The sequence below is a fragment of the Erythrobacter sp. JB1-7 genome, from assembly GCF_057365015.1.
On record NZ_CP200291.1, the window covers coordinates 1,896,509 to 1,920,365 of the forward strand.

Consider the following 23,857-nt stretch of genomic DNA (forward strand, 5'->3'; position numbering starts at 1 on the left):
TGGCCTGCGCAAAAGCAATGGCAATAGAGGTGATTGTCCCGATGGGGTATTTTTGCGGGGAAGCGCTGGTTCTAAAGGGTAGGTTGAGGCGGCGGCGCGGCGTGTTTGCGTGACAGGCCGGATCGGGTAAGGGGCATGGATGGACAAACTGATTATAAAAGGCGGCAATCGCCTTACGGGCACGATCCCCATTTCGGGCGCCAAAAACGCCGCGCTTACGCTTATCCCATGCGCTTTGCTGACAGAGGAACCGCTGACGCTGCGCAATCTGCCGCGGCTGGCGGATATTGACGGGTTTCAGCACCTGATGACGCAATTTGGCGTCTCGACCGAAATCCATGGCAAGCGGCCTGAAGAATTTGGACGGGTGGTCACATTCGAAGCATCGCGGCTAACCTCTTCGGTTGCGCCCTATGATCTCGTTCGCAAAATGCGCGCCTCGATCCTTGTGCTTGGCCCGCTGCTTGCCCGCGCGGGCGAAGCGACCGTATCCATGCCGGGCGGGTGCGCGATCGGGAACCGCCCGATTGATTTGCATTTGAAAGCTTTGGAAGCGTTCGGCGCGGTGATTGAGCTTGCCCAGGGCTATGTCAGAGCGATCCAGCCCGATGGCGGTATGCAGGGCGGCGATTTTGACTTTCCTGTCGTTTCGGTTGGCGCGACGGAAAATGCGCTGATGGCGGCGGTTTTGGCGCAGGGCACGTGCCGCCTGTTCAACGCTGCTAGGGAGCCTGAGATTGTGGACCTTTGCAATCTGCTGGTTGCCATGGGCGCAGAGATCGAAGGCATCGGCACTGGCGATCTGACCATCCATCCGGTCAAACGACTGCACGGCGCGACTTACCGCGTGATGCCCGACCGGATCGAGGCGGGATCTTACGCCTGTGCGGCGGCAATCACGGGCGGCGATGTGCGGCTTGAAGGGGCCAAGGCAGACGATATGCAGGCCACAACGCGCGCTTTGCAAAGCATGGGCGTGCATGTCGAAGAAGATGCCAAAGGCATGCAGATAACGACCAATGGAGCGATTAAACCGATTGATCTGACGACAGCGCCTTATCCCGGCCTTGCCACCGATATGCAGGCCCAATTGATGAGCCTGCTGTGCAAGGCAGAAGGCAAAAGTGTCCTTAAAGAAACGATTTTTGAAAACCGTTTCATGCATGTGCCCGAACTCAGCCGCATGGGTGCAGACATCGCGACCGAGGGGCGCACCGCGATTGTTTCGGGGCCGGTGGACCTTACCGGCGCAGAAGTCATGGCGACCGATCTGCGTGCTTCGATGAGCCTTGTGATCGCAGCGCTCGCCGCTGAGGGTGAAAGCCAGGTTCGCCGCATCTATCACCTTGATCGCGGCTATGAGCGGCTTGAGGAAAAACTGCAGCTCGTGGGCGCAGATATTGAGCGGGTCGGAGACGATTAGGACAGGCGCGCAACCAGCCACACCCTGATCGCGCTTGCCAATCCGGGCGGGGTTTCAGCCTTGATCCGTTCTGCATCAATCCGCGCGACCAAGGCGTTTATCGCCACACCTTCGCGCGCCGCAACATCGCGCAGCATGTCCCAGAACACCGGTTCCAAAGAAATGCTGGTCTTGTGGCCTGCGATCTGGATCGAGCGTTTGACAGGCGGGTGAAAAGGGGCGGGCGGGTTCACTTATAATGCTCGCGCCGATCACCAAATTCGCGCACACGTTTGCGCCAGGTGCGATAGCTTGACGGCTTCAGGTTATCGCGCATCAGCACTTTGACCTGTTTATCGGACAGGCCAAATTGCGCCTCAATCTCTGCAAAGGCGATATGATCGGACAGCGCCATTTCGATCACGGCGCTGATTTCGGCCTCGGTGAGTTTTGATTGCTGCACGTTTGGTTCCATTGCGGTGTGTAGCGGCGCGGGGCGTCAATGCATGAGTTTTGGGCGAACCTGGCCCTCAATACATATGCTGGCCGCCATTGATGCTCATTGTGGAACCGGTGACGAATTCGCCTTCGTCAGAGGTCAGGAACGCGACACCGCGCGCGATTTCGCTGGCTTGGCCCAAGCGGCCCACCGGGATTTTGGCGACAATCTTTTCCAGCACTGGTTCGGGCACGGCCGCAACCATATCAGTGTCGATATATCCCGGCGCAATCGCGTTGCAGGTCACGCCGACTTTCGCGCCTTCCTGCGCGAGCGCTTTGGTGAAGCCGTGAATGCCCGATTTGGCTGCGGCGTAATTCACCTGGCCATATTGTCCGGCCTGCCCGTTGATCGATCCGATATTGACGATCCGGCCCCATTTGCGGTCCCGCATTCCGGGAAAGCAGGCCTTTGCCATATTGAAGCATCCGCCAAGATTGACCCGCATAACCTCGTTCCAGTCATCAAAGCTCATCTTGTGCAATGTGCCATCGCGGGTGATCCCGGCATTGTTGACGACGATATCGACAGAGCCGAATTCTTCGGCGACCTCGCCGCATCCTGTAATACAGGCGTCGTGGTCACCCACGTCCCATTTGCGTGCGGCAATTCCGGTGCGCTCGGTAAAAGCGGCAGCTTTTTCGTCATTGCCTGCATAATTGGCGATGACGGTGCGGCCCTGATTTTTGAGCGCCACGCTGATGGCTTCTCCGATGCCGCGTGTTCCGCCTGTGACGATTGCTACCTTGCTCATAAATCTGTGCCTTTCAACGAGTCGCTTTGCTCTGCTGGCATAGCCGTGCCGTAACGTCAGGCAATAAAAAACCCAGCCGAAGCTGGGTCTTTTAACGGTTGCAACCGATCAACGGTTAGAAACGGATTTGCGTGCCTACATACACGGCCTGGCTATCCTGCTGCGAAGTGGTGAGAGGCGCGAGGCGTTCACGTTCCTGCGAATAGCGCACGCCCGCTGTCACATCGAGATTGGGCGACAAGCGGAAAGACCCGCCAACACCCACGGTTTGCGAACCAAGCGAGATCAAGCGTGTTGGGCGAACGGCCAGCGACCTGTTCGTCTTCAAGCTCGATCCGAGGCTGGAGACGGCTGGGTTCTTTTTCAGCGCGCGGGCCTGCCGGTTCAAATTCAGACAGATCGGGCACTGTTAGGCTGCGGACATTGTCGGGCAATTCCACCGTGGTGCGCGCAAAGCTTTGATAGCCGCGCGCGGTGCCCAGATTAAAGCGGCTGGTTTGCAGTTTGCTGATCGCTTTGCCAGCTCCCGGCGCGGCGTCGATCGCTTTGCGAACAGAGATTGCCTTGGCCGTCTGCCCATCGATTCGCACAGCGACAGTCACCGTGCGTTCGCGTTCCACCGCGCTGCCGCCTGCAGGGGTAAACCGCATCGAATCGTCCGCTGCAACGCGTGCAAAACGAGCTGCCAATTCAGGGTCAACAGAGGCCGGGGTGAAAATATCGAAGCCATTGGCAGCGAAGGAGGCTGCATTATCGCCGGCTTTCACGAGGGCAAGCCCCGCCGTGGGCAAGGCGAGCGTCACCGCGCAGGCTGCCATAACAAGCGGCAGCTTGCGCTGCTTGATCGCTTGAAAGATGCTGCCACGTGCCATTATTGCCCTGTCGTCCCCATTCTGCGTGCCGGGTGCTGATTGTTCAAAGTTCTGAGCGAACTTATACAAATCGCACCTGAACCCTAGGTGAGTCCCGGACGGCACGCAAAAGTGATACAATGATGAAGCGGGTCATGGCAATCTTTTCCACATCATCCCAATAGGTGGATAGAGCTTTTGTTGGGCACCTGTTGCACGCGGCGCACACAGTTTAAGCGGATGTAAACCCGGCCTTGCCGCAGGGTCATTCAGCGCGGATCAAGTTTCAGCCTGCTCAGAGCAATCCGTTAACTCTGCTTTGCCGTGCAGGTTTGAGCGCTTGCGACAAGCCATGCGCAGGTTATAGAGCAGACAGTCAAGAAATACGCCAATTTATCGTAAGGAACGCATCGCAGTGACATCGGCCAAAAAATCAGCCTCTGGCTTCTCCTTCCGCCCGGCGGCCAATATCGCGATGGCAGGCGTTGCGGCGGTGGGACTTGCGGCGTGCGGCGGCGGTCAGCGCCCCACAACCGAACTGCAATCCGCGCAGATCAACACCATTGGCGTGAATGCCTATTTGTGGCGTGCGGCGCTTGATACGGTCAGCTTTGCCCCCTTGCTCAGCGCAGACAGCTCTGGCGGGGTTATTGTCACCGATTGGTATGCCAATCCCGGCAATCCGGGAGAGCGGGTGAAGATGACGATCACCATCCTCGATCAGGATTTGCGCGCTGATGCCTTGCGGGTTGCCGCCACGCGGCAGGTTTCGCAAAGCGGGGCATGGGTCGATGCGCCTGTTCAGGCCGCGACAGTGCAAAAACTCGAAGACATTATCCTGACCAAAGCGCGCGATCTGCGCCGCAAAGCGATCTCAGGCTAAAATTGCCTCTATGCGCCGCGCGGCAGGCACGTTAGCGAGCGCGCTATGACTGATATTCGTTTCGATCCATCGCAGGCCGATGCGCGCTGGCAAAGCGTGTGGGAAAAAGCGGGCACATTTGTCGCCGATTCTAATAGCGACAAACCCAAAAGCTACATCCTTGAAATGTTCCCCTATCCCTCGGGGCGCATTCATATGGGCCATGTGCGCAATTACACGATGGGCGATGTGCTGGCGCGGTATCACGCGATGCGCGGGCGCGAAGTGCTGCATCCGATGGGCTGGGATGCGTTCGGGATGCCGGCTGAAAACGCCGCGATGGAGAAAAAGGTTCATCCCGGCAGCTGGACCTATTCCAATATCGAAGCGATGAAAGCGCAGCTTAAAGGCATAGGCTTTGCGCTCGACTGGACGCGGGAATTCGCGACTTGCGATCCTGAATATTACGGCCACGAGCAGGCGCTTTTCCTCGAACTGTATGCCGCAGGCCTGGTCTTTCGCCGATCATCGGAGGTAAACTGGGATCCGGTCGATATGACCGTGCTCGCCAATGAGCAGGTGATTGACGGCAAAGGATGGCGTTCAGGCGCGGAAGTGGAAAAGCGCAAGCTCGATCAATGGTTCTTCAAGATCACCGATTTTGCCGAAGACCTGCTCGAAGGGCTTGGCGAGCTGAAAGACTGGCCTGATAAGGTTCGGCTGATGCAGGAAAACTGGATCGGGAAGTCCAGCGGGCTTGAGTTTGCTTTCGATCTGTCGAACGGGGAAAAGCTGCCCGTTTATACAACCCGGCCTGACACGATCTTTGGCGCAAGTTTCTGTGCGATTGCCGCTGATCATCCGATTGCACAAAGCCTCGCGGATGATGCTGATATCGCCCGCTTTATCGAGCAATGCAAAAGCGGCGGCACAACGGCGGCAGAGCTGGAAACGGCTGAAAAGCTGGGCTTTGACACTGGCATCACTGCGAAACACCCGTTCACTGACGCGGCTTTGCCCGTCTTCATCGCCAATTTTGTGCTGATGGATTACGGCACCGGCGCGGTGATGGGCGTGCCGGGGCATGACCAGCGCGACTTTGAGTTTGCGCGCAAATACGCGCTGCCGATTGCGCGGGTAGTCGCCAGCGATGCCTCGCAGGCCGATGCGCCCATGGGCGGCGAGGCGGAAAGCGGCGACGGAGTGATAGTCAACTCCGACTTCCTCGATGGTAAGCCGGTTGAGGATGCCAAGGCGGATGTAATCGCGCGCGCCGAATCCGGCGGTTGGGGCGAGGGCACCACCGTTTGGCGGCTGCGCGACTGGGGCGTTTCTCGCCAGCGTTATTGGGGCACGCCAATCCCCTTCATCCATTGCCCCGCCTGCGGCATCGTTCCGGTGCCTGGGGACCAATTGCCGGTGACTTTGCCTGAGGATGTCGAGTTTGAAACGCCCGGCAACCCGCTCGAACGCCACCCCACCTGGAAGCATGTCGCCTGCCCTAAATGCGGCGGCGAAGCGACACGCGAAACCGATACGCTGGACACTTTCACCAATTCATCGTGGTATTTCCTGCGCTTTGCCAGCCAACCAGTGGATGCGCCGTTTGACCCTGCTGAAATCGCCAAATGGCTGCCCGTGCAGCATTATATTGGCGGGGTAGAGCATGCGATCCTGCACCTGCTCTATGCCCGTTTCTGGACGCGGGCGCTGGCGCATATCGGCAAGATCGACGTAACAGAGCCGTTCGCCGCGCTGTTTACGCAAGGCATGGTGACGCATGAAACCTACAGCCTTGGCGATGGCTCCTGGCTGTCACCGGGCGAAGTGACCAAGGATGGCGCGGACTGGGTCACCCTCGAGGGCGGACAACCCGTCACCGCTGGCCGCGTTGTCAAAATGTCGAAGTCGAAGAAGAACGTCGTCGATCCCGATGCCATTATCGCGCAATATGGCGCGGATGCGGTGCGCTGGTTCATGCTTTCCGATAGCCCGCCAGAACGCGATCTGCCCTGGTCGGAAGCGGGGATTGAGGGGTGCTGGCGGTTTGTTCAGCGGCTGTGGCGTCTGTTCAATGCGTATGATCCCGCCGCGACAGGCGAAGACAAGGCGCTTTTGCGAAAAGCCCATCAGACAATCGTCGCAGTGGCAGATGATATTGAGGCATTGAGCTTTAACAAAGCGGTCGCGCGGCTGTATGAGCTTACCGCAACTGCCGAAAAAGCCCCGCCCAGCGGCGCGCGCAATTTCGCCATTCAGGCGATCCTGCATATGGTCAGCCCGATGATGCCGCATTTGGCCGAAGAAGCCCACGCAATGATGGGCGCAGAGGGCCTGATCGCGGATGCGGCCTGGCCAGAGCATGATCCTGCCTTGCTGGTGGAAGATGAGGTGACCATCGCGGTTCAGCACAAAGGCAAGCTGCGCGACACTTTGACTGTGCCAAAAGGCGCGTCCAAAGATGATCTTGAAGCGCTTGCGCTCGCGTCTGATAAGGTTCAGCGTTCGATTGATGGAGCGCAGGTAAGGAAAGTGATCGTGGTGCCCGACAGGCTGGTCAATATCGTCACATGATGCGCCTTTTTGGCATTATCGCCCTCGCTCTGGGGCTGGCCGGGTGTCAGCTCCAACCGCTTTATTCAGGCGCCGGCGGACAGAATATCGCCAGCGGTCTTGCGGCTGTTGATGTCCCGTCCATTCCGGGGCGCGGAGGGTGGCTTGTGCGCAACGCTCTTACCGAAAGGCTGGGTGCAGGCGGAGATGCGGCGAGCGCCAATGCAAGCGCGCGTTACAGGCTGGACGTGCGCCTTGATGATGCTCTCGAGGCGCTCGGGGTTCTCAACGATGACACTATCAGCCGCGAACGGCGGATTTTGCGTGCGCGCTATCAGCTGGTCGATCTGGTCACGGGAGAGATACTGCTTGATGCAACCGCGGGGTCTGATGCCGGGATTGATGTGGTCTCGTCCGAATATGCGACCATTGCTGCGGAACAGACCGCGCTTGAAAACCTTGCCAAGGAAGTGGCCGATCAGATGACGACGCGCATCGCGCTCACCCTGCGCGAGAAAGAGAGCATTGCGCCAAGCGATGCCGGCGCGATTGCGGATCGGTGAAAGCGAAAAACTCCGACTTTGCCCGCGGATTGCCGCGTTCTGCCGCTCAGGCCAATGTGTTCTTTTTTTGCGGTCCCGACGAAGCGGGCGCATCTGCTGCGGCAGGCGCAGTGGTCGAAAGCCTGAGCGATCCTGGCGAGCGGGTCGAATTATCCGGCAGTGATCTCAAACGCGATCCCGCGCTGCTGGGCGATGAAGCGCGATCTTCCTCTCTGTTTGGCGACAAGCGCCATATCTGGGTGCGGGCGAGCGGGGATGAGGCGCATGATGCGCTCAAAACGCTAATCGAAACGGGTGATGCGGGGGCGGGCGATGCTGCGCCGGTGATTGTGGTCGCCACGTCTGCAACCGACAAATCACGCTCTGCAAAGCTGCTGGAAAAGCGGGGCGATGCGCTGGTGGCGATGTTCTATCCGCCCGATCTGCGCGCCGTTTCCACCTCTGTAAGAGCGATGGCGGATAGCGCAGGATTGCGCCTCGGCGGCGATCTGGCAGAGAGGATCGCGCGTGCTGCGGGCCTGGATGTGCGGCTGGCACAATCTGAGGTGACCAAGTTGGCGCTGTATTGCGGCGCTGATCCCTTGGAGCCGAAGACCGCGAGCGTGGAAGAATATGCCGAGATTGGCGCCGCGACCGAAGAGGACGGATTTGGCCCGATCGTCAATGCCGTGATGGGCGGCGAATTGCCAAAAATCAGCCGTGAAATTGCCCGCATGCGCGAGCTTGGGCTTAATCCGGTTGGCCTTTTATTGGCGATGGAGCGGAGGGCGGCGCAATTGATGCAGATCAGCGCAAAGCTGGGCCCGCGCGGATCGCTGGATGACTTATCCAAAGGCGAAAAAGCGCAATTGGGCATTTTCTGGAAGGAAGAGCGCGATATCCGCCAGCAATTGGGGCGCTGGCATCGCGGCAAACTGGAACGCTTGATCCCGCGCCTTGTTGCTCTGCACCGATCCTTGCTTGCCAATAGCCAGGCTGCAGAATTGCTTTTGGCACAGGATCTTACCCAGATCGCGCGGTTTGCATCGCGCCGTTAATCGTGCGCGGTGGCCCCGTACCTTGCCGGATCAATGTTGCGTGCCGGGCATTTGCTGACGATTAAATTGCGGCAACGGCTACCCTTCAATGTCCGGCATGCTACGTGTTAGTACGGGGTCATAAACGGGGGACAGCGCTGTCGGCGTTGTGGGTGGGGCTACACCGAGTGAACGAACAAACAGGGTTTTTGCTAAACGCATCGGGCAAAGCCGATCTTGCGCAGGGGACAACCCCATCGCTCGAGCGGCGCCGTTTGCGAGCCTATGCGTTGATGATGATCACGGATGCGGCTCTGGTGCTTGGCTGTTTCGCGATTGCATCTTTGGTCTACGAAAACCAATGGTGGGAGCCGCGCACAATGCTGCCCGCCCAGACATTGCTGCCGGTGTTTTTCACCATTGCCTTGTACAACAAGGCCTACAGCACCCATGCGTTGTCGAGCTGGGTTTTTGGTGCGAAAAAGGCGGTGTTCGCACTGCTTTTGTCGGCAGCCTTGCTCAATTTTCTGGCATTCTACACCAAATCCAACGCGCAGTTTTCGCGCGCTTCGGTGACAATTGGATTGCTGCTGACGGCCATGGCATTGATCGCTTTTCGCCAGGCGGTGCCTGCCATTATTGCGCGGGTCTGGAAGGGACGCACGCGCAACGAATTGGTCATCCACGATAACGGGTCGCCTTTTGTCATACCGGGCTCGGTCAGCATTTCTGCGCGGGATTTTAATCTTGATCCCTTCAGCAATGATCCGGGCATGTTTGATCGGCTTGGCACTTTGCTGCGCGATCAGGATAGAGTGGTGGTCACTTGCCCGCCCGAAAAGCGTCAGAAATGGTCGATGCTGCTCAAATCCACGGGTGTCTATGGCGAGATTGTGAGCACAACCGCGCATGAGCTGGGCGCGCTTGGTGTCCATCATTATGGCGCAACAGATCAGACAACCTTGGTCGTATCCAATGGCCCTCTGGGAATGCGCGCGCGGGTGACCAAGCGCTTGTTTGACACAGTCATCGCTGCCGCTGCGCTTATAATATCATGCGTGCCTTTGCTGATAATCGCCGCCTTGATCAAGCTGGAGGACGGGGGCCCGGTGTTCTTTTATCAGCGGCGACTGGGACGCGGGAATCGCTATTTCGACATGATCAAGTTCCGCTCCATGCGCGTCGATGCTCAGGACGATGATGGCGCGCGCTCGACCTGCCGGGGCGATAGCCGTGTGACCAGAATTGGCGCATGGATGCGCAGCAACAGCGTTGATGAACTGCCGCAACTGCTCAATGTGCTGAAAGGCGATATGTCGATTGTAGGCCCGCGGCCGCACGCATTGGGGAGCATGTCGAACAACCAGTTCTTCTGGGTGGCGCATCGCAAATATCTGCTGCGCCACAGTTTAAAGCCGGGACTTACAGGTCTTGCTCAGGTGCGCGGTCTTCGCGGGTCGACAGAGCGTCCGCAGGATCTGGCGGATCGGTTGGATGCTGACCTTGAATACATCTCTGACTGGTCGTTGCCGCGCGATATCGAGATTATGGCGCGCACGCTGCTGGTGCTGCGGCATGAAAACGCGTTCTAGCGCGCTGTCATCGCGCCTAGTCCTGAGGGACGGTGAATGTGCCTGTCACTCTGCCGCTGGACCCTGCTTCGCCCGCTTCACCCGGAGCGGCTCCGCCTCCGCTGGCGCGGCCATCAACGCTTGATACGCCGGTATCCAGATTGATCGTCAGCCGCCCGCCATTCAGCGTATCGCCGCCGCGCGCCAGCTTGACATTGCCTGCCATGGTGATGATCCGCCGGTCCAGATCATAGACCGCGACATCGCCGCTGGCGCGTTCATTGCCGCGCACAAAGCTGACCCCACCGCTCGCTGTGATCCGCTGAATGGCGAGCGAACCTGCATCGGTGTAATTGACCAGCATCCGGTTGGACCGCACGGTCAGACCTGCCTGCGTCACGATCACCCCGCCTGAGAACACCACCCTGTTCGCCCGGTCATCCCATGCCGCAGCGCCCGCATCGTAAGTCACCGGCGCGCGAGTGTTGTGTGCGGCAAAGCTTTGCGCGCTGGCGCCCAAAGTGCCCATAACGCCGGCTGTCAGGATGAAACTGCCAACGCCCCAACCAAGCGCAATGCGCGTGAGGCTTTTGCGGCGTTTGGCCGCTTGTGCAGGCTTACCATCGGGGCTTGGGGTTGTCGTCATATCAGGGAACTCTCAATTTGCCCGGAACCATGGTCAAGCGGACATTGCCAGTCAATGTGACAGTGCGATCATCCAGCGAAGCGCGCATGGTGTCGCCTTTGAATGTGCCTGCAGGGATCTCGCCTTCGACCCCGCCGCTGCCTGTCATCACGCGGTTTTCCAGATTCACTGCAACCCCGCGCGCAGTCATCGCATAGCCATCTGCCGCAGTGAAACGCACGGCATTATCGACGGTGACGGTCTCGTCCTCGATGGCATAGACGCCGCCTTCTGCGCGCAGCCTGGCAGGGCCATCTTCCATCAATAGCTGCGCGATCACATCGTCCATCCGCACCAGCCCTTCGGCGCTCGACCTTTGCACCGCTTCGCCTGCCGTGATCGAGAACGGGCGGCCCGTATCATCGCGCCCGCGATACATTGCATTGTCGACCCGCAGCCGCTCATCAATCACCGCGACCTTGTTGCGGTCCAGCAGAAAGCTGATCTCTCCGCGCGGCGATAACGGGGTGACAATCATCAGCGCCGCCATCACGCCCACGCCCACGGGCAATGCCCGCGCGAGGAAACCAACCAGCCGATCATGCGATCCGCCCGGGCTCGCAAACACCTGACGGCGGGAGCGCAGATTGGCAGCTTCGCTGGTTTCGATGCGGCGTTTGATGACCATAGTGGGCGCTTTAGGAATGCTTTCCTTCGCTATGGTGGAAGATGTCGCGATCTTCCCACCCGGCGATATCGAGCACCGCGCGTGTCGGCAGGAAGTCAAAGCAGGCCTGCGCGATCTCGGTGCGCCCTTCGCGTTCCAGCCGAACCGCCAGCTCATCGCGCAGGGCATGGAGGAAGCGCACATCAGAAGCCGCATAATCGCGCTGCGCATCATTGAGCACCGGCCCGCCCCAGTCTGAGCTTTGCTGCTGTTTGGACATATCCGCGTTCAGCAATTCGCCCACCAGGTTCTTCAGACCGTGGCGGTCGGTGTAAGTGCGCACCAGCTTGCTGGCGATCTTGGTGCAGAACACCGGCGCTGCCATCACGCCCAGATAATAATGGATCGCCGCCAGATCGAAGCGCGCATAATGGTACAGCTTCACCCGGTTTTCATCGCTCAGGATTTTGGTGAGATTGGGCGCTTCATAATCGCTGCCCGGCGAAAAGCGCACCAGATGCTCATCGCCTGATCCATCGGATATCTGGACAACGCACAGCCTGTCGCGGTGCGTCACCAGCCCCATTGTCTCGGTGTCTACGGCAAGCGCGCTGGTGCCTTCGAGCACGCCAGCGGGCAGGTCTTCTTCATGGAAATGCACTGTCATCGTGAGCGCTCCTACGATGATTGGGGATGGAGGGGAAGAGCCATGTGGCGCGCGGGCCGCTGGCGAGTGTAGCTTCCTGCGTTGATGACAGCCGATACCATCCCTGAAAGCTGGCGCAGCGCGCTTGAACCTATCTTGAAGAGCGCAGAAGCGCGCCGGCTTGGCGGGTGGCTGCGCGCTGAGGAAGCGGCAGGCCGCACCGTATACCCCCCGCGCGGGCAGCGATTGACTGCGTTTGAGCTGACCCCGCTTGAGCAGGTGCGCGCCGTAATCCTGGGTCAGGATCCCTATCACGGGCCGGGCCAGGCGCATGGGCTGGCGTTTTCGGTCAAAGACGGGGTGCGAGTGCCCCCTTCGCTTGCCAATATCTTCAAAGAGCTTGAAGATGACCTTGGCCTTGCGCGCCCCCAAACTGGCAATCTCACCCCTTGGGCAAAGCAGGGCGTGCTTCTTTTGAACAACACGCTTACCGTTGAGGAAGCGAAGGCGGGCAGCCATGCCGGGCGCGGGTGGGACGCGGTCACCGATGCAGCGATTGAGGCTGTCGCGCAGCGCGATCACCCATGCGTTTTCATCCTGTGGGGCAGCCATGCGGCCAAGAAGGCGGGCCGGGTACGCGGTCTTTGCCAAAAGCCAAATCACCTGATCCTCAAATCCGCGCATCCCAGCCCGCTGTCTGCCTATCGCGGGTTTTTCGGCTCCAAACCGTTCAGCGCGGCCAATGCCTTTCTGGAAAGTCATGGCAGCAAGCCGATCGACTGGTCGCTTTAGAACGCAGCCGCCGCCGGGCGCAAAGCGAGACATGGACCGGTGAGAGGGGTTTTTTCAAAAGCCGCGCGCCTTGCCATATCGCCCGAAAACCGGGTCGAATGCGGCAAAAGCGGCGTTGGATGTTTAACCTTTGATATCTGCGGCGGATTGCGGGCTTTTGCACTTGCCGGACAAGCAGGATGGCTCACCCTTCTGGCTCGGCTTTCGTTATGCCCCATCAGGCATATTGTAGGAAAATGGCGATTGGACCGCGTGCCGCTTTAGCCAAGCAATGCATCCAATTCGTGTCTGTCCATGGTCAGCCTTACGCCCAGCTTTCCTGACCCGCTGAGCACCAGGCCTTTATACGCCATCATCGAAAGACCCATGATCTCAGCATAGGCCGCGCAGGCCCGGGCAATGCGCGTCATCAGCCATTCCTGCGTTTCATAATGGCCATCGCGCGCAATCCGATCAATTGCGGCCATCAGCGGATCATAGTCGAACACATTGGCCATATCATCGCCAGCGACCAACACCATGTGCGGATCGAGAATGAGCGAGAGGTCCAGATAATGCGCATCGGGCCGGACATCGCCCGGTCCATAGGTGCCAAGATCAATGTCCAGTTTCAGACCGGTGAGCTCAATACTGGCTTTCATTGCGGGTCGGGCTGGGTTTCAGGCGTTGCGCCCGATTGTTCGCGGTCCATGGGTTTGTGCGCTGACGGTTTTGCGGGCATTTTGCGCAGTTCCAGCGGCCACTTCCCGCCTGTCAGTTTCAGCATGCCGTCTTTTAGATAGCCGGTCATTCCGGTGAAATCGGCCACACCCAGATCATTGCGGTGAAAAGCAAATCGCACCGTGGTGCCCGGTTCCCATCCCAGCTGTTTGAGATCAAAGGGCTTGGAGCGGATGTCATGCGTGGTCTGTGTGAGCACCACTTGCCGTGGCGTATCGCACGATTGGCGCGGATCGCCGCCGGGCGGCGGCGGATTGGCCCACTCTTTCTCGCTTTCAGATGGGTAGCCATCGCTCCGCACCTGGCCAGAAAAGACCTCGCCGTTCTCACACCGCACGGTCACGCTGGCATATCGAAAGGGCTCGCCGCTTTCAGCCCACACGACCGTGATGAATGGCGTTTTCTCAGGAGCCGCGCCTGTGCTTTCCAGCCCAGACCAGCTGAATTCAGGCGCAACCGGCTTTGGTGTGCTGGTCAGGTGGAGAAAGCCGTCTCGCTCCTCCCATGTGCCAATCGCGCGCATGTCCAATCCGCCAACCGACAGGCCCCAGCCCCACGTGCCATCGGCGCGCACTTCCATCCCCATCGCCGTTTCGAACGAACTGCCGTTATAACGCCCGACGAATTGGGAGGTTTCCTCCGGGTTTTCCTCCGGGGCAACGCTCTTCTCTGCGGCCTGGTCGGGCGCTGGCGGCGGGCCATTGGCGATTAAGGCTGCGGCAAAGCCGCATGCAATCAGGTGCTTCATTCAAAAGCTTGTAGTCAGCCGCGCTCCCACTGTCACGCCGGTGTCGCGAAAGGCGATGGCGCTGTCGACGACCTGCACGTTTGCGGTCATCTCCCAGCCTTTGGCGAAGCCATAGGTGTAGAAGGCTTCCACGCCGCGCTCATCTTCAAGAGGCAAACGGAACGCGATGTCATCGACCAGTTCATCGGTGAGTGAATAGACAAAAGCGGCGAGACCAAAGCGGTCCTGTGGGCGTTTGGCCGGATTGCCGGAAATGCCGACAAAGCCCGAATAATCAAGGAAAGTGGGATCGCCCATGGATGCCTGGAACCGGGCGAAAATGCCCAGCCCTTTGCCGCGTGCGCGCGGGTTCAGTTTGAGATATTGAAACCCTGACAATTGCAGCGCCAACTCGCCTTCTTCATTGCCGAAATTGCCGCCGGGGGGCGGGGTTAAGGCGCGCGGTAAAATGTCGAATGCTGGGCCAGACCGGGTCGATCCGACAACCGCAAAATTGTAAACGCCCGGCTTTCCGCCGAAATTGGTGCGGGCCGCCGCCGATGCGAGGAAAGCGACGCCGCTTTCAAATGCGGTTTCAAATCCGGTGCGGTTATATTGGCTGTCAGGATCGAACACCCAGAGGCGATAGATAACTTTCTTTGTCGGAATTTGCAGTGCGGCCCCGGTCAGCGTGTTGGGCACGACTGCGGTGGGCGGAAGCGCGATGCCAAGGTTCTGGAACCCGAAATGCCCATTGCTGCCCACAATCGGCAATTCGCCCGAAATATCGAGCACGTTGATTTTGCCCACTTCAAGGCTTGCGCCCGATTTCCATTGCTTTTTGATCGAGAGGGAGAGGTCGTAATCTTCCGATCCCTCTGGCCGGAACAAAGCGGTGTTGCCGGGGATCAGCCCAATTTCGCCGTTCGAAGTTTCGCCCCAAGTGAATTCAGGCCGGACATTGATCGTCCAGCTGTCATCTGCGCCCCACGTGCTGCCGCGCAGCTTGATATAGGCATCCGCGCGCCCCGAATACCGCACGGTGCCCGGCGCGCTGCCTGCAACTGGCACATCGACAAATTGGGAGACCACGAGTTTGACAGGGTCAAAGGGCGGACGCTGCGGGGCCGGTTTGGGCGCGGGCGTTGTTGCAGGGGCGGCTGATTGCAGGGCTGCCATGGTTTCAGGCTTGCCTGTTTCCGCTGCGCTTTCTTCGGTGAGGACCGCTGCTGCGGTTTTGCTCAAAATGATGGGCACAGCCTTATCTGATGAAGTGTCTTCAGATGTTTCCGCCAAGGCCGGCGCGCCCAATCCGGCATTTATCGCGGCGGCAAAGCCAAAACGTAAGAGCATTGCGCGCGCGCGCGATCCTTGTGACGAATGTGCCATGGCTTATGCGTGTCCCCGTACCGATTATGCGGGCCTTCAATATGGCCACTTTGTGATTGCGGTTTGAGCTTTGAAAAATCCAAAGTCAAACCAAGACGCAAGTAATAGAACACTTCGGCGATGAGGTGTGCTGTTGGCGCGCCGCTTGCTTTAGCTATCCCGGCCCATTGCAATAGTATTGGTCCGACATTTTCGCTTTGGTACAAAGGTTTTGTTAAGTATATCAGAGATCTAAGCTAGGGGTTAGCGCGGTAGTTCGGTAACCCCCATCAGCGCTTCATCCACGCTGGCAGCGCATTGGCGCCCCTCGCGAATGGCCCATACGACAAGGCTTTGGCCTCTGCGCATATCGCCGCAGGCAAACACGCCCGGCTCGCTGGTGGCATAGCTCACTTCGTCCGCTGCAACCGCGCCGCGCGGCCCTAGCTCAACGCCAGATTGCTCAATCAGGCCCGCTTTTTTCGGCCCGGTAAAGCCCATGGCGAGCAGGATCAGATCGGCTTTCAGCGTAAATTCGCTGCCGACAATCTCGCGCATTTCGCGCTTGCCCGTTTCATCAGCGACCCATTCAACCCGCGCGCATTCAAGGCCGGTGACCGTTTCGCCATCGCCAATAACGCGCTTGGTCAGCACCGCCCAGTCGCGGTCCACGCCTTCTTCGTGGCTGGAGGATGTGCGCAATTTCACCGGCCAATCGGGCCAGGTCAGCGCTTTGTTTTCCTTTTCAGGAGGCTGCGGCATAATCTCAAGCTGGGTGACGCTGGCCGCGCCCTGACGGTTGGATGTGCCGACACAGTCAGAGCCCGTATCGCCGCCGCCGATTACGACGACATGCTTGCCGGTGGCTTTCAATGTGCCGCGCGGGGCGGCCCGGGTTTCATCATCGCCGGCATTGCGCTTGTTCTGCTGAGTTAGGAACTCCATCGCGAGCCGCACGCCCGGCATTTCCGCGCCTGGTATCGCCAAAGCGCGCGCATCCTCTGCGCCGCCGGACAGGACAACAGCATCGTAGTTTTCCTGAAGGCTTTTGAACGAGACATCGACGCCCACTTCCTTGGACGTTTTGAACTCCACCCCTTCGGCTTCCATCTGGAGACAGCGCCGCGCGATCAGGTGTTTTTCCATTTTGAAATCGGGAATGCCGTAACGCAGCAATCCGCCGACGCGGTCTGACTTTTCAAACAAAGTGACAGAATGGCCAGCGCGCGCCAATTGCTGGGCGCAGGCCATGCCGGCAGGGCCGGAACCAACCACCGCGACCGATTTTCCGGTTTTCTTTTCCGGGATTTGCGGGGTGACCCAGCCCTCTTTCCATCCGCGATCCACAATCGCACATTCGATTGATTTGATCGTCACAGGCTGATCGATGATGTTGAGAGTGCACGATGCCTCGCACGGGGCGGGGCAGATGCGGCCGGTAAATTCGGGGAAATTGTTGGTCGAATGCAGAACGTCCAAGGCGTTCTTCCAGTCGTTTTCATAGACCAGATGGTTCCAGTCCGGGATCATATTGTTCACCGGGCAACCATTGTGACAATAAGGAATGCCGCAATCCATGCACCGCGACGCCTGGCTGGCGAGCACATCATCAGCCGGCTGCACCACAAATTCGCGGTAGTTTTCGAGCCGCTCTTTGGGATCGATATAATCGCGCTCGCGCCGGTCCAGTTCGAGAAATCCGGTGTCTTTGCCCACGAGGTCAAATCTCCGATTTGGCCGAAGCCCTTGCGAAAGCAGGGGTCGGTCTGAGGTGAGAGAGATCCCAGCTTTCGCTGGGATGACGAATGAAACTGCTCATTATTCCGCTGCGACGGTTTCTGCTTCTTTGCGCTCTGCTTCCAGAGCTTCCAAAGCGGCTTTGTAATCGCGCGGCATCACTTTCACGAATTTGCCCAAAGCCGCCTCCCAGTCGCCCAGCAAATCAGCCGCCACCGCGCTTGCGGTGTGCAATTGATGCCGTTCGATCAAGATACGCAGCCGCTCGCCATCATGACGCAGCATATCGCCCATGCCGAAATCGTGAACCGAACGCCCGCGTTGTTGCGGGCGGCCTGTTCCCTCATCCAGATCAGCATCCGCGGCAATTGGCACCAGATCGACCTGCGCATGATTAACCCGCGATGCAAACGACCCATCGGGATCATAGACATAGGCAACGCCGCCGCTCATCCCGGCAGCAAAATTGCGGCCCGTCTGGCCCAGCACCACGACCACGCCGCCGGTCATATATTCGCAGGCGTGATCGCCCGCGCCTTCGACGACAGCGATTGCGCCTGAATTGCGAACGGCAAAGCGTTCTCCGGCGACGCCGCCAAAATACGCCTCGCCCGCAATCGCCCCGTACAAAACGGTGTTGCCGACAATGATGTTCTCATCAGCTTTGCGCGGGGCGTTTTCGGGCGCGCGCACGATGATGCGGCCGCCGCTCATACCTTTGCCGACATAGTCATTGGCATCGCCGACCAGGTCGAGCGTGACGCCGTGGGCGAGCCATGCGCCAAAGCTTTGCCCGGCAACGCCTGTCAGATTGATGCGGATCGTTTCTGGCGGCAGACCTTCGTGGCCATGCGCTTTTGCGATTTCGCCTGAGAGCATGGTGCCGACCGTGCGGTTCACATTGCGGACCTCGTAATCGAGCTGCACAGGCGTTTTCGCCTCGATCGCATCCTGGCAATCGGCAATCAGCGCATTGTCCATTGCTGCGCCAAGGCCGTGATCCTGCCCTTCGGTGTGCTGGAGCGATGTGCCATAGGCGAGCTCTGGCATGTGCAGCACACGATCCAGATTAATGCCGCGCGCTTTCCAGTGGCGATGCACACGCGTCATATCGAGGCGGTCCACGCGTCCGATCATTTCGTCCAAGGTGCGAAAGCCCATGTCTGCCATGATCGCGCGCAATTCTTCGGCGACAAAGAACATGTAATTGACGACATGCTCCGGCTGGCCGGTGAAGCGCGCGCGCAGCACAGGGTCTTGCGTCGCCACGCCCACGGGGCAAGTGTTCAAGTGACACTTGCGCATCATGATGCAGCCCGCCGCTATCAAAGGTGCGGTGGCAAAGCCAAATTCATCCGCCCCCAGCAATGCGCCAATCGCGACATCGCGCCCGGTGCGAAGGCCGCCATCAACCTGCACCGCGATGCGGCTGCGCAGATTGTTGAGCAGCAAGGTTTGCTGCGTTTCGGCAAGACCGATTTCCCAAGGGGAACCGGCATGGGTGAGCGAGGTGAGCGGCGATGCGCCGGTGCCCCCGTCATAACCAGAAATGGTGACATGATCCGCGCGGGCTTTGGATACGCCGGCGGCAACCGTGCCCACGCCCACTTCGGAGACGAGCTTTACCGAAATGCGCGATTCCGGTTGTACGTTTTTCAGATCGTGGATCAGCTGCGCGAGATCCTCAATGGAGTAGATATCGTGGTGCGGCGGCGGGGAGATCAGCCCCACGCCCGGCGTCGAGTGACGCACCGCGCCAATGCGCTTGTCCACCTTGTGCCCCGGCAGCTGACCGCCTTCGCCCGGCTTTGCGCCTTGGGCCATCTTGATCTGGATATCATCGGAATTGACGAGATATTCGGTCGTCACGCCAAAACGGCCGCTGGCAACCTGTTTGATCCGGCTGCGCATGGAATCGCCATTGTCCATCGGGGTAAAGCGGAACGGTTCCTCGCCCCCTTCGCCCGTGTTCGAACGCCCGCCAATGCGGTTCATCGCCAGCGCCATGGTCGAATGCGCTTCGTGGCTGATCGAGCCCAGCGACATCGCGCCCGTGCTGAACCGTTTGACGATTTCGCTGGCGGGTTCGACGTCTTCTATGGGGATGGCGATGTCGGATTTCTTAAACTCCAGCAGGCCGCGAATGGTGAGCAGCCGTTCGGACTGTTCATTCACCGACTTGGCAAAATCCTCGTAGTTTTTCGCATCGCCTTTGCCATCATTGCCGCGCACCGCATGCTGCAATTGGGCGACGTTTTCAGGGGTCCATGCGTGTTCTTCGCCGCGAAGGCGATATTGGTAGATGCCGCCCACATCGAGCATGCTGGCATAAAGCGGGTTGTCCCCGTAAGCCTGCGCATGGCGAGCAATGGTTTCCTGCGCCACTTCGGCAAGGCCAATGCCTTCGATTGTGGTCGCGGTGCCGGTAAAGTATTTCTCGACAAAAGCGGATGACAATCCAACCGCATCGAAGATCTGAGCGCCGCAATAGGATTGGTAGGTTGAGATGCCCATTTTGGACATGACTTTGCGAATGCCTTTGCCAATCGCCTTGATATAGTTTTGTTCAACATCGCCCGGCGGCACATCGGAGTGCTTGCGCGCGCGGATATCTTCGAGCGTTTCGAACGCGACATAGGGGTTGATCGCCTCGGCGCCGTACCCTGCCAGCACGCAGAAATGGTGGACTTCGCGCGGCTCGCCGCTTTCCACCACAAGTCCCGTCTGCATCCGCAGGCCCTGACGCACCAGATGGTGATGCACCGCCGCTGTCGCCAGCAAAGCGGGCATGGGCACGCGGTTTTCGTTTTGCGCGCGGTCGGACAGGACGAGGATATTGTGATCCTGCAGCACCGCTTCTGTCGCGGCCCAGCACATTTCTTTCAGCGCCAGCTCAATCCCCTCAGCGCCGCTTTCTGCATCCCACGTGATGTCGATGGTGGCGCAGCGGAAGGCCCCGTCCAATGCGCTTTCCACTGACCGGATTTTGGCAAGATCCTCGTTTGTCAGGATCGGTTGCTGCACTTCCAGACGTTTGTGCGTGCCGGCATCATGGCCCAGCAGATTGGGGCGCGGGCCGATCATCGACAAAAGGCTCATCACCAACTCTTCGCGGATGGGGTCAATCGGCGGATTGGTGACCTGCGCAAAGTTCTGTTTGAAGTAATCATACAGAACGCGCGATTTGTTCGACAGAACGGCAAGCGGCGTATCGGTGCCCATCGATCCCAGCGGATCATCGCCTTTGATCGCCATGGGTTCGAGGAACCGCGAGAGGTCTTCCTGAGTGTAGCCAAACGCCTGCTGAGCTTGCAGCAAAGTTGGCGTTTCCTGGTTTTCGTCCTGCGGCAGTTCTTCAAATTCAGGATCAACAACCGCTAGATCGTCCAGCTTGTATTGCGCTTCCTCCAGCCATTTGGCGTAGGGTTCTGCGGCAGCGAGATCGGCTTTCAATTCGCCGTCTTCGATGATGCGGCCCTGTTCCAGATCGATTAGCAGCATTTTGCCCGGTTGCAGGCGCCATTTGCGCGTGATGTCTTCTTCGGCAAAGGGCAAAACGCCGCTTTCCGATGCGAGGCATACGATATCATCCTTGGTCACGCAGAAACGCGCAGGGCGCAGGCCGTTGCGATCCAAAGTCGCGCCGATTTGGCGGCCATCGGTAAAGCACACGGCTGCCGGGCCATCCCACGGCTCCATCAAAGCAGCATGATATTCGTAAAACGCGCGGCGCGCCGGGTCCATCAGCGCGTTTTGCGCCCACGCCTCTGGCATCAGCATCATCATCGCGTGAGCGAGGCTGTATCCGCCCGCCAGCAGCAGTTCGAGCGCGTTATCAAGGCACGCAGTGTCCGATTGGCCATGCGGGATCAGCGGCCACATCTTATCCAGATCAGCGCCCAGCAAAGGCGATTCCATCGTTCGCCTGCGCGCATTCATCCAGTTCACATTGCCGCGAACCGTGTTGATCTCTCCGTTATGCGCAATCAGGCGAAACGGATGCGCCAGCCGCCAGCTGGGGAAGGTGTTGGTGGAAAATCGCTGGTGAACCAGCCCCAGCGCCGACACGCATTCAGGATCGCGCAGATCATCGTAGAAACTGCCAACCTGGCTGGCGAGCAGCAGGCCTTTATAAACAATCGTGCGGCTGGAAAAACTGGGCAGATATGTCTCGGTCAGCCCGTCCAGGCCATGCTTTTCAGCCAGTTTGGCAAGCGGGTTTTGCACCTGCTTGCGGATCACCATCAGCTTGCGTTCAAACGCGTCTTGATCGGCGCATCCCTCGCCCCGGCTCAGCACGGCCATCTGGATGACAGGCATCGATTCGATAACCGCATCGCCCAGCCCATCCAGAGTGACGGGCACATCGCGCCAGCCGATAAAGCGCTGGCCTTCTTTCACGGTGAAGGTTTCAAACCGCTCGGCGAAGAACGCGCGCGATGCTTCGTCCTGCGGCATAAAGCACATGGCGACCGCATAATCGCCGGGCTGCGGCAGGTCGTGGCCCTTTTCATCCGCCCAGCGCCGAATCAGCGCATCGGGGATCTGCATCAACAGCCCCGCGCCATCGCCCAGCAGCGGATCAGCGCCCACCGCGCCGCGATGATCGAGCTTTTCGAGAATCTCCAGCGCCTGGCCAACGATAGCGTGGCTTTTCTCGCCCTTGATATGGGCGACCATGCCCACACCGCAGGCGTCATGTTCATTGGCGGGGTCGTACAGACCCTGGGAATTGGGGTATCCCATATTGCATATCCATCCTGTCAGATGCCTTGTCAGGATGCGCCGTCCCCTGGTGAAAGGGGAGGCCAGACCCATGCAAGGCAGGCAATGGGTGTGAGACTGTCAGCGTGTCGCCCGTCTCCCATGCCTTCGCCACCCTCTTGCCGACGCAAACGCGTTTTTGCAATGGGGAATAGCGTAGCTTTATTTCACAGGTGGATATTTTCGCTTTAGTTTGATTGCGCAGGCATGCCTTTAGGCACCGCCGGTTGCATAGGGCGCGGCAAAGCGCCCAAGTTTATGCAGCGCCGCGCAAGTCACCCAATTGGTCAAGCGCATCACGCAGCTTGGCATTTTCCCGTTCGACCCGTTGTTCAGGTTCCAAAAAAGGCTCTTTGTCGCTCGCGGCCATATCAGCCTCGCCGGTGAGCCCTTTTAAGGTATTGGCCAAAGCCTGTTTGCGGGCCGGGCTGGTGGTCACCTCAGGATCAGCGACTCTTGCGGATTTGCGATCTTCAAGCGCGGCGGCAAAGCGTTCGATCATCTGGACCATGCTGAGGTCTTCGATGGGCTTTGCCCGCAGCTGGGCAAGCGCAGTGGGGACCGTATTTTGCGCGGGCGACGGGGCGGGTTGTTCGGGTTCGGGTTCGGGTTCCGGTTCGGGCGCGGGCGCGGGCGCGGGCTCGGCCTCGGCTCCCTCCTCTTCGACCCAATTGCCATTGCGGCCCGCCAAAGCGCCAAATTCTTCCAATTCCATTTCAACCGGGGATGCCTGCGCACTGAGCGGTTCGACAGGCTTGGCCGAGGCAGTTTCAATCAGTGCATCGAGAGCCGATTGCGCCCCGGCTGCATCGGGCAGTCCGGCAGGGCGATTTTCTGTATGCGGGTCTTGTTCAGGCTCATCGGCGAGAGCGCGGGGAGCGGGTTCTTCGGAAACTTCTGCTTCAGGCTCTTGCCCGTTTTCGCTTTCTTTTTCGGGGTCAGCTTCGCCAGCAAGCTCGGGCTCAAGCTCGGGTTCGGGCGCGTCTTGGGGCAGATTGTCCCCGTCGCTGGCCCCATAACTGGCCCCATAACTGGGTTCGGACAATTGCGGGTCGTTTGCCATCGCCTCGGCCCGCGCGAGCTGCGCCAAACCTCTGCGGCGGCCAGATGTCGCTGGTAAATCAGCCTTCGGTTCGGGTGCAGGTTCGGGCGGCGTTTGAGGCGCTTCTGCTTCGGCTTCGCCCAGCTCTTCGCCAAATTCTTCGGAAGCACATTCCTCAAAATCCGCTTCTTCGATTGGCGCATCGAGATATTCGCTGCCCAATTCGGTCGCGGGATCAATCGGGCGCACGCCGTCATCCTCCCAATCGGCCTCTTCAAATTCGGCATCTTCGATCGCATCAGCCGCTTCGTTGCCGGCCCCATCATTGCCAGCTGCAGCATCAGCGTCATAGCTGGCAGTGCGGTTCAATTCGCCTTTCAGCAGCCGCGCGAGACCATATCCGATGCCTGCGCCCACAAGGCCCGCAATCACAGCCAGCGCGAACCGGGCAAAATCGCCCAGAATTTCAAGTCCGCTCACCATTGCAAGCCGCGCAATCAGCGATGCTGGCAGCACCAACACAACCAGCGCAAGAATGGCCGCAGCCCATCCGGTCAGCGCAGGGGTGAAGATCGGATGCGAAGCAATCGCCAGGCCGCCCGCTTTGCGGCTGCCTGATCGAGGCGTGTCCTCGGTTTTTGTCTTGCGAGAAAATGCGCGCATAACCCTGATGTGCTCCCCGTGCTGCCGATGCGCAA

At 59.2% G+C, this 23,857-nt stretch carries 20 protein-coding genes; 7 read left to right on the plus strand and 13 right to left on the minus strand.

Going from position 1 to position 23,857, the window contains the following annotated elements; all coding sequences use genetic code 11:
• Positions 1 to 139: 139 nt before the first annotated feature.
• Positions 140 to 1,423 (plus strand): UDP-N-acetylglucosamine 1-carboxyvinyltransferase, encoded by a 1,284-nt coding sequence (murA, locus tag AC0V6W_RS09245; protein ID WP_486149316.1) that lies wholly within the window; start codon positions 140 to 142, stop codon positions 1,421 to 1,423.
• On the opposite strand, the gene AC0V6W_RS09250 is transcribed toward murA, so the two are convergent.
• The 4 genes from AC0V6W_RS09250 to AC0V6W_RS09265 all read right to left on the minus strand — a co-directional run bounded on the left by AC0V6W_RS09250 (position 1,420) and on the right by AC0V6W_RS09265 (position 3,527).
• The gene (locus AC0V6W_RS09250) at positions 1,420 to 1,656 is read right to left on the minus strand and encodes a ribbon-helix-helix domain-containing protein (RefSeq protein WP_486149318.1); all 237 of its coding nucleotides are present in this window, start codon (positions 1,654 to 1,656) and stop codon (positions 1,420 to 1,422) included. The genes murA and AC0V6W_RS09250 overlap by 4 nt on opposite strands.
• The gene (locus AC0V6W_RS09255; RefSeq protein ID WP_486149320.1) at positions 1,653 to 1,877 is read right to left on the minus strand and encodes a TIGR03643 family protein; all 225 of its coding nucleotides are present in this window, start codon (positions 1,875 to 1,877) and stop codon (positions 1,653 to 1,655) included. Before AC0V6W_RS09255 ends, AC0V6W_RS09250 begins: the two co-directional genes overlap by 4 nt.
• A 55-nt stretch (positions 1,878 to 1,932) precedes the next feature.
• Positions 1,933 to 2,655 carry an acetoacetyl-CoA reductase gene (gene phbB, locus AC0V6W_RS09260; protein WP_486149322.1) on the minus strand — a complete coding sequence of 241 codons (723 nt, stop codon included), beginning with the start codon at positions 2,653 to 2,655 and terminating at the stop codon, positions 1,933 to 1,935.
• A 188-nt stretch (positions 2,656 to 2,843) separates the two neighbouring features.
• On the minus strand, positions 2,844 to 3,527 hold the full coding sequence (locus AC0V6W_RS09265) for a hypothetical protein (protein ID WP_486149324.1): 684 nt from the start codon (positions 3,525 to 3,527) through the stop codon (positions 2,844 to 2,846).
• Between the two features lie 454 nt (positions 3,528 to 3,981).
• On the opposite strand from AC0V6W_RS09265, the gene AC0V6W_RS09270 reads away from it, so the two are divergent.
• From AC0V6W_RS09270 to AC0V6W_RS09290, 5 genes are all read left to right on the plus strand, one after another.
• Positions 3,982 to 4,389: a DUF3576 domain-containing protein gene (locus AC0V6W_RS09270; protein WP_486151536.1), complete on the plus strand. Its 408-nt coding sequence runs from the start codon at positions 3,982 to 3,984 to the stop codon at positions 4,387 to 4,389.
• 45 nt (positions 4,390 to 4,434) lie between these two features.
• Positions 4,435 to 6,942 carry a leucine--tRNA ligase gene (leuS, locus tag AC0V6W_RS09275; RefSeq protein WP_486149326.1) on the plus strand — a complete coding sequence of 836 codons (2,508 nt, stop codon included), beginning with the start codon at positions 4,435 to 4,437 and terminating at the stop codon, positions 6,940 to 6,942.
• Positions 6,942 to 7,484 (plus strand): LPS assembly lipoprotein LptE, encoded by a 543-nt coding sequence (gene lptE / locus AC0V6W_RS09280; protein WP_486151538.1) that lies wholly within the window; start codon positions 6,942 to 6,944, stop codon positions 7,482 to 7,484. Before leuS ends, lptE begins: the two co-directional genes overlap by 1 nt.
• Positions 7,481 to 8,521 carry a DNA polymerase III subunit delta gene (holA, locus tag AC0V6W_RS09285; protein ID WP_486149328.1) on the plus strand — a complete coding sequence of 347 codons (1,041 nt, stop codon included), beginning with the start codon at positions 7,481 to 7,483 and terminating at the stop codon, positions 8,519 to 8,521. The genes lptE and holA overlap by 4 nt, the downstream gene beginning before the upstream one ends.
• A gap of 167 nt (positions 8,522 to 8,688) precedes the next feature.
• Positions 8,689 to 10,092, plus strand: a complete 1,404-nt coding sequence (locus AC0V6W_RS09290) for a sugar transferase (protein ID WP_486149330.1) — start codon at positions 8,689 to 8,691, stop codon at positions 10,090 to 10,092.
• 16 nt (positions 10,093 to 10,108) lie between these two features.
• Here AC0V6W_RS09290 and AC0V6W_RS09295 read toward each other — a convergent pair whose 3' ends face one another.
• From AC0V6W_RS09295 to AC0V6W_RS09305, 3 genes are read right to left on the minus strand one after another with little or no spacing between them, the layout of a single operon-like run.
• Positions 10,109 to 10,717: an LptA/OstA family protein gene (locus tag AC0V6W_RS09295; protein ID WP_486149332.1), complete on the minus strand. Its 609-nt coding sequence runs from the start codon at positions 10,715 to 10,717 to the stop codon at positions 10,109 to 10,111.
• Position 10,718: 1 nt separating this feature from the next.
• Positions 10,719 to 11,384: an LPS export ABC transporter periplasmic protein LptC gene (lptC, locus tag AC0V6W_RS09300; RefSeq protein WP_486149334.1), complete on the minus strand. Its 666-nt coding sequence runs from the start codon at positions 11,382 to 11,384 to the stop codon at positions 10,719 to 10,721.
• Positions 11,385 to 11,394: 10 nt separating this feature from the next.
• Positions 11,395 to 12,030, minus strand: a complete 636-nt coding sequence (locus AC0V6W_RS09305; RefSeq protein WP_486149336.1) for a ribonuclease D — start codon at positions 12,028 to 12,030, stop codon at positions 11,395 to 11,397.
• An 84-nt stretch (positions 12,031 to 12,114) separates the two neighbouring features.
• Here AC0V6W_RS09305 and AC0V6W_RS09310 point away from each other — a divergent pair, with 84 nt between their 5' ends.
• Positions 12,115 to 12,801, plus strand: coding sequence for a uracil-DNA glycosylase (locus tag AC0V6W_RS09310; RefSeq protein ID WP_486149338.1), 687 nt, complete (start codon positions 12,115 to 12,117; stop codon positions 12,799 to 12,801).
• A 260-nt stretch (positions 12,802 to 13,061) separates the two neighbouring features.
• Here the strand turns inward: AC0V6W_RS09310 and AC0V6W_RS09315 are convergent, their stop codons facing one another.
• The 6 genes from AC0V6W_RS09315 to AC0V6W_RS09340 all read right to left on the minus strand — a co-directional run bounded on the left by AC0V6W_RS09315 (position 13,062) and on the right by AC0V6W_RS09340 (position 23,822).
• A complete protein-coding gene (locus AC0V6W_RS09315) occupies positions 13,062 to 13,442 on the minus strand; it encodes a dihydroneopterin aldolase (RefSeq protein WP_486149340.1) in 381 nt (126 codons plus the stop codon).
• Positions 13,439 to 14,269: a hypothetical protein gene (locus AC0V6W_RS09320; RefSeq protein WP_486149342.1), complete on the minus strand. Its 831-nt coding sequence runs from the start codon at positions 14,267 to 14,269 to the stop codon at positions 13,439 to 13,441. The genes AC0V6W_RS09315 and AC0V6W_RS09320 overlap by 4 nt, the downstream gene beginning before the upstream one ends.
• A complete protein-coding gene (locus AC0V6W_RS09325) occupies positions 14,270 to 15,601 on the minus strand; it encodes a carbohydrate porin (RefSeq protein WP_486149344.1) in 1,332 nt (443 codons plus the stop codon).
• 279 nt (positions 15,602 to 15,880) lie between these two features.
• Positions 15,881 to 17,332 (minus strand): glutamate synthase subunit beta, encoded by a 1,452-nt coding sequence (locus AC0V6W_RS09330; RefSeq protein ID WP_486149346.1) that lies wholly within the window; start codon positions 17,330 to 17,332, stop codon positions 15,881 to 15,883.
• Between the two features lie 102 nt (positions 17,333 to 17,434).
• Positions 17,435 to 22,099 (minus strand): glutamate synthase large subunit, encoded by a 4,665-nt coding sequence (gene gltB / locus AC0V6W_RS09335; protein WP_486149348.1) that lies wholly within the window; start codon positions 22,097 to 22,099, stop codon positions 17,435 to 17,437.
• Between the two features lie 274 nt (positions 22,100 to 22,373).
• Positions 22,374 to 23,822 (minus strand): hypothetical protein, encoded by a 1,449-nt coding sequence (locus AC0V6W_RS09340; protein WP_486149350.1) that lies wholly within the window; start codon positions 23,820 to 23,822, stop codon positions 22,374 to 22,376.
• Positions 23,823 to 23,857 lie beyond the last annotated feature (35 nt).

Coding starts and splice junctions, on each gene's coding strand:
- murA (WP_486149316.1), top strand. CDS start 140: ATGGACAAACTGATTATAAAAGGCGGCAATCGCCTTACGGGCACGATC.
- AC0V6W_RS09255 (WP_486149320.1), bottom strand. CDS start 1,877: ATGGAACCAAACGTGCAGCAATCAAAACTCACCGAGGCCGAAATCAGC.
- phbB (WP_486149322.1), bottom strand. CDS start 2,655: ATGAGCAAGGTAGCAATCGTCACAGGCGGAACACGCGGCATCGGAGAA.
- AC0V6W_RS09265 (WP_486149324.1), bottom strand. CDS start 3,527: ATGGCACGTGGCAGCATCTTTCAAGCGATCAAGCAGCGCAAGCTGCCG.
- AC0V6W_RS09270 (WP_486151536.1), top strand. CDS start 3,982: ATGGCAGGCGTTGCGGCGGTGGGACTTGCGGCGTGCGGCGGCGGTCAG.
- leuS (WP_486149326.1), top strand. CDS start 4,435: ATGACTGATATTCGTTTCGATCCATCGCAGGCCGATGCGCGCTGGCAA.
- lptE (WP_486151538.1), top strand. CDS start 6,942: ATGCGCCTTTTTGGCATTATCGCCCTCGCTCTGGGGCTGGCCGGGTGT.
- AC0V6W_RS09295 (WP_486149332.1), bottom strand. CDS start 10,717: ATGACGACAACCCCAAGCCCCGATGGTAAGCCTGCACAAGCGGCCAAA.
- lptC (WP_486149334.1), bottom strand. CDS start 11,384: ATGGTCATCAAACGCCGCATCGAAACCAGCGAAGCTGCCAATCTGCGC.
- AC0V6W_RS09305 (WP_486149336.1), bottom strand. CDS start 12,030: ATGACAGTGCATTTCCATGAAGAAGACCTGCCCGCTGGCGTGCTCGAA.
- AC0V6W_RS09310 (WP_486149338.1), top strand. CDS start 12,115: ATGACAGCCGATACCATCCCTGAAAGCTGGCGCAGCGCGCTTGAACCT.
- AC0V6W_RS09315 (WP_486149340.1), bottom strand. CDS start 13,442: ATGAAAGCCAGTATTGAGCTCACCGGTCTGAAACTGGACATTGATCTT.
- AC0V6W_RS09320 (WP_486149342.1), bottom strand. CDS start 14,269: ATGAAGCACCTGATTGCATGCGGCTTTGCCGCAGCCTTAATCGCCAAT.
- AC0V6W_RS09325 (WP_486149344.1), bottom strand. CDS start 15,601: ATGCTCTTACGTTTTGGCTTTGCCGCCGCGATAAATGCCGGATTGGGC.
- gltB (WP_486149348.1), bottom strand. CDS start 22,099: ATGGGATACCCCAATTCCCAGGGTCTGTACGACCCCGCCAATGAACAT.
- AC0V6W_RS09340 (WP_486149350.1), bottom strand. CDS start 23,822: ATGCGCGCATTTTCTCGCAAGACAAAAACCGAGGACACGCCTCGATCA.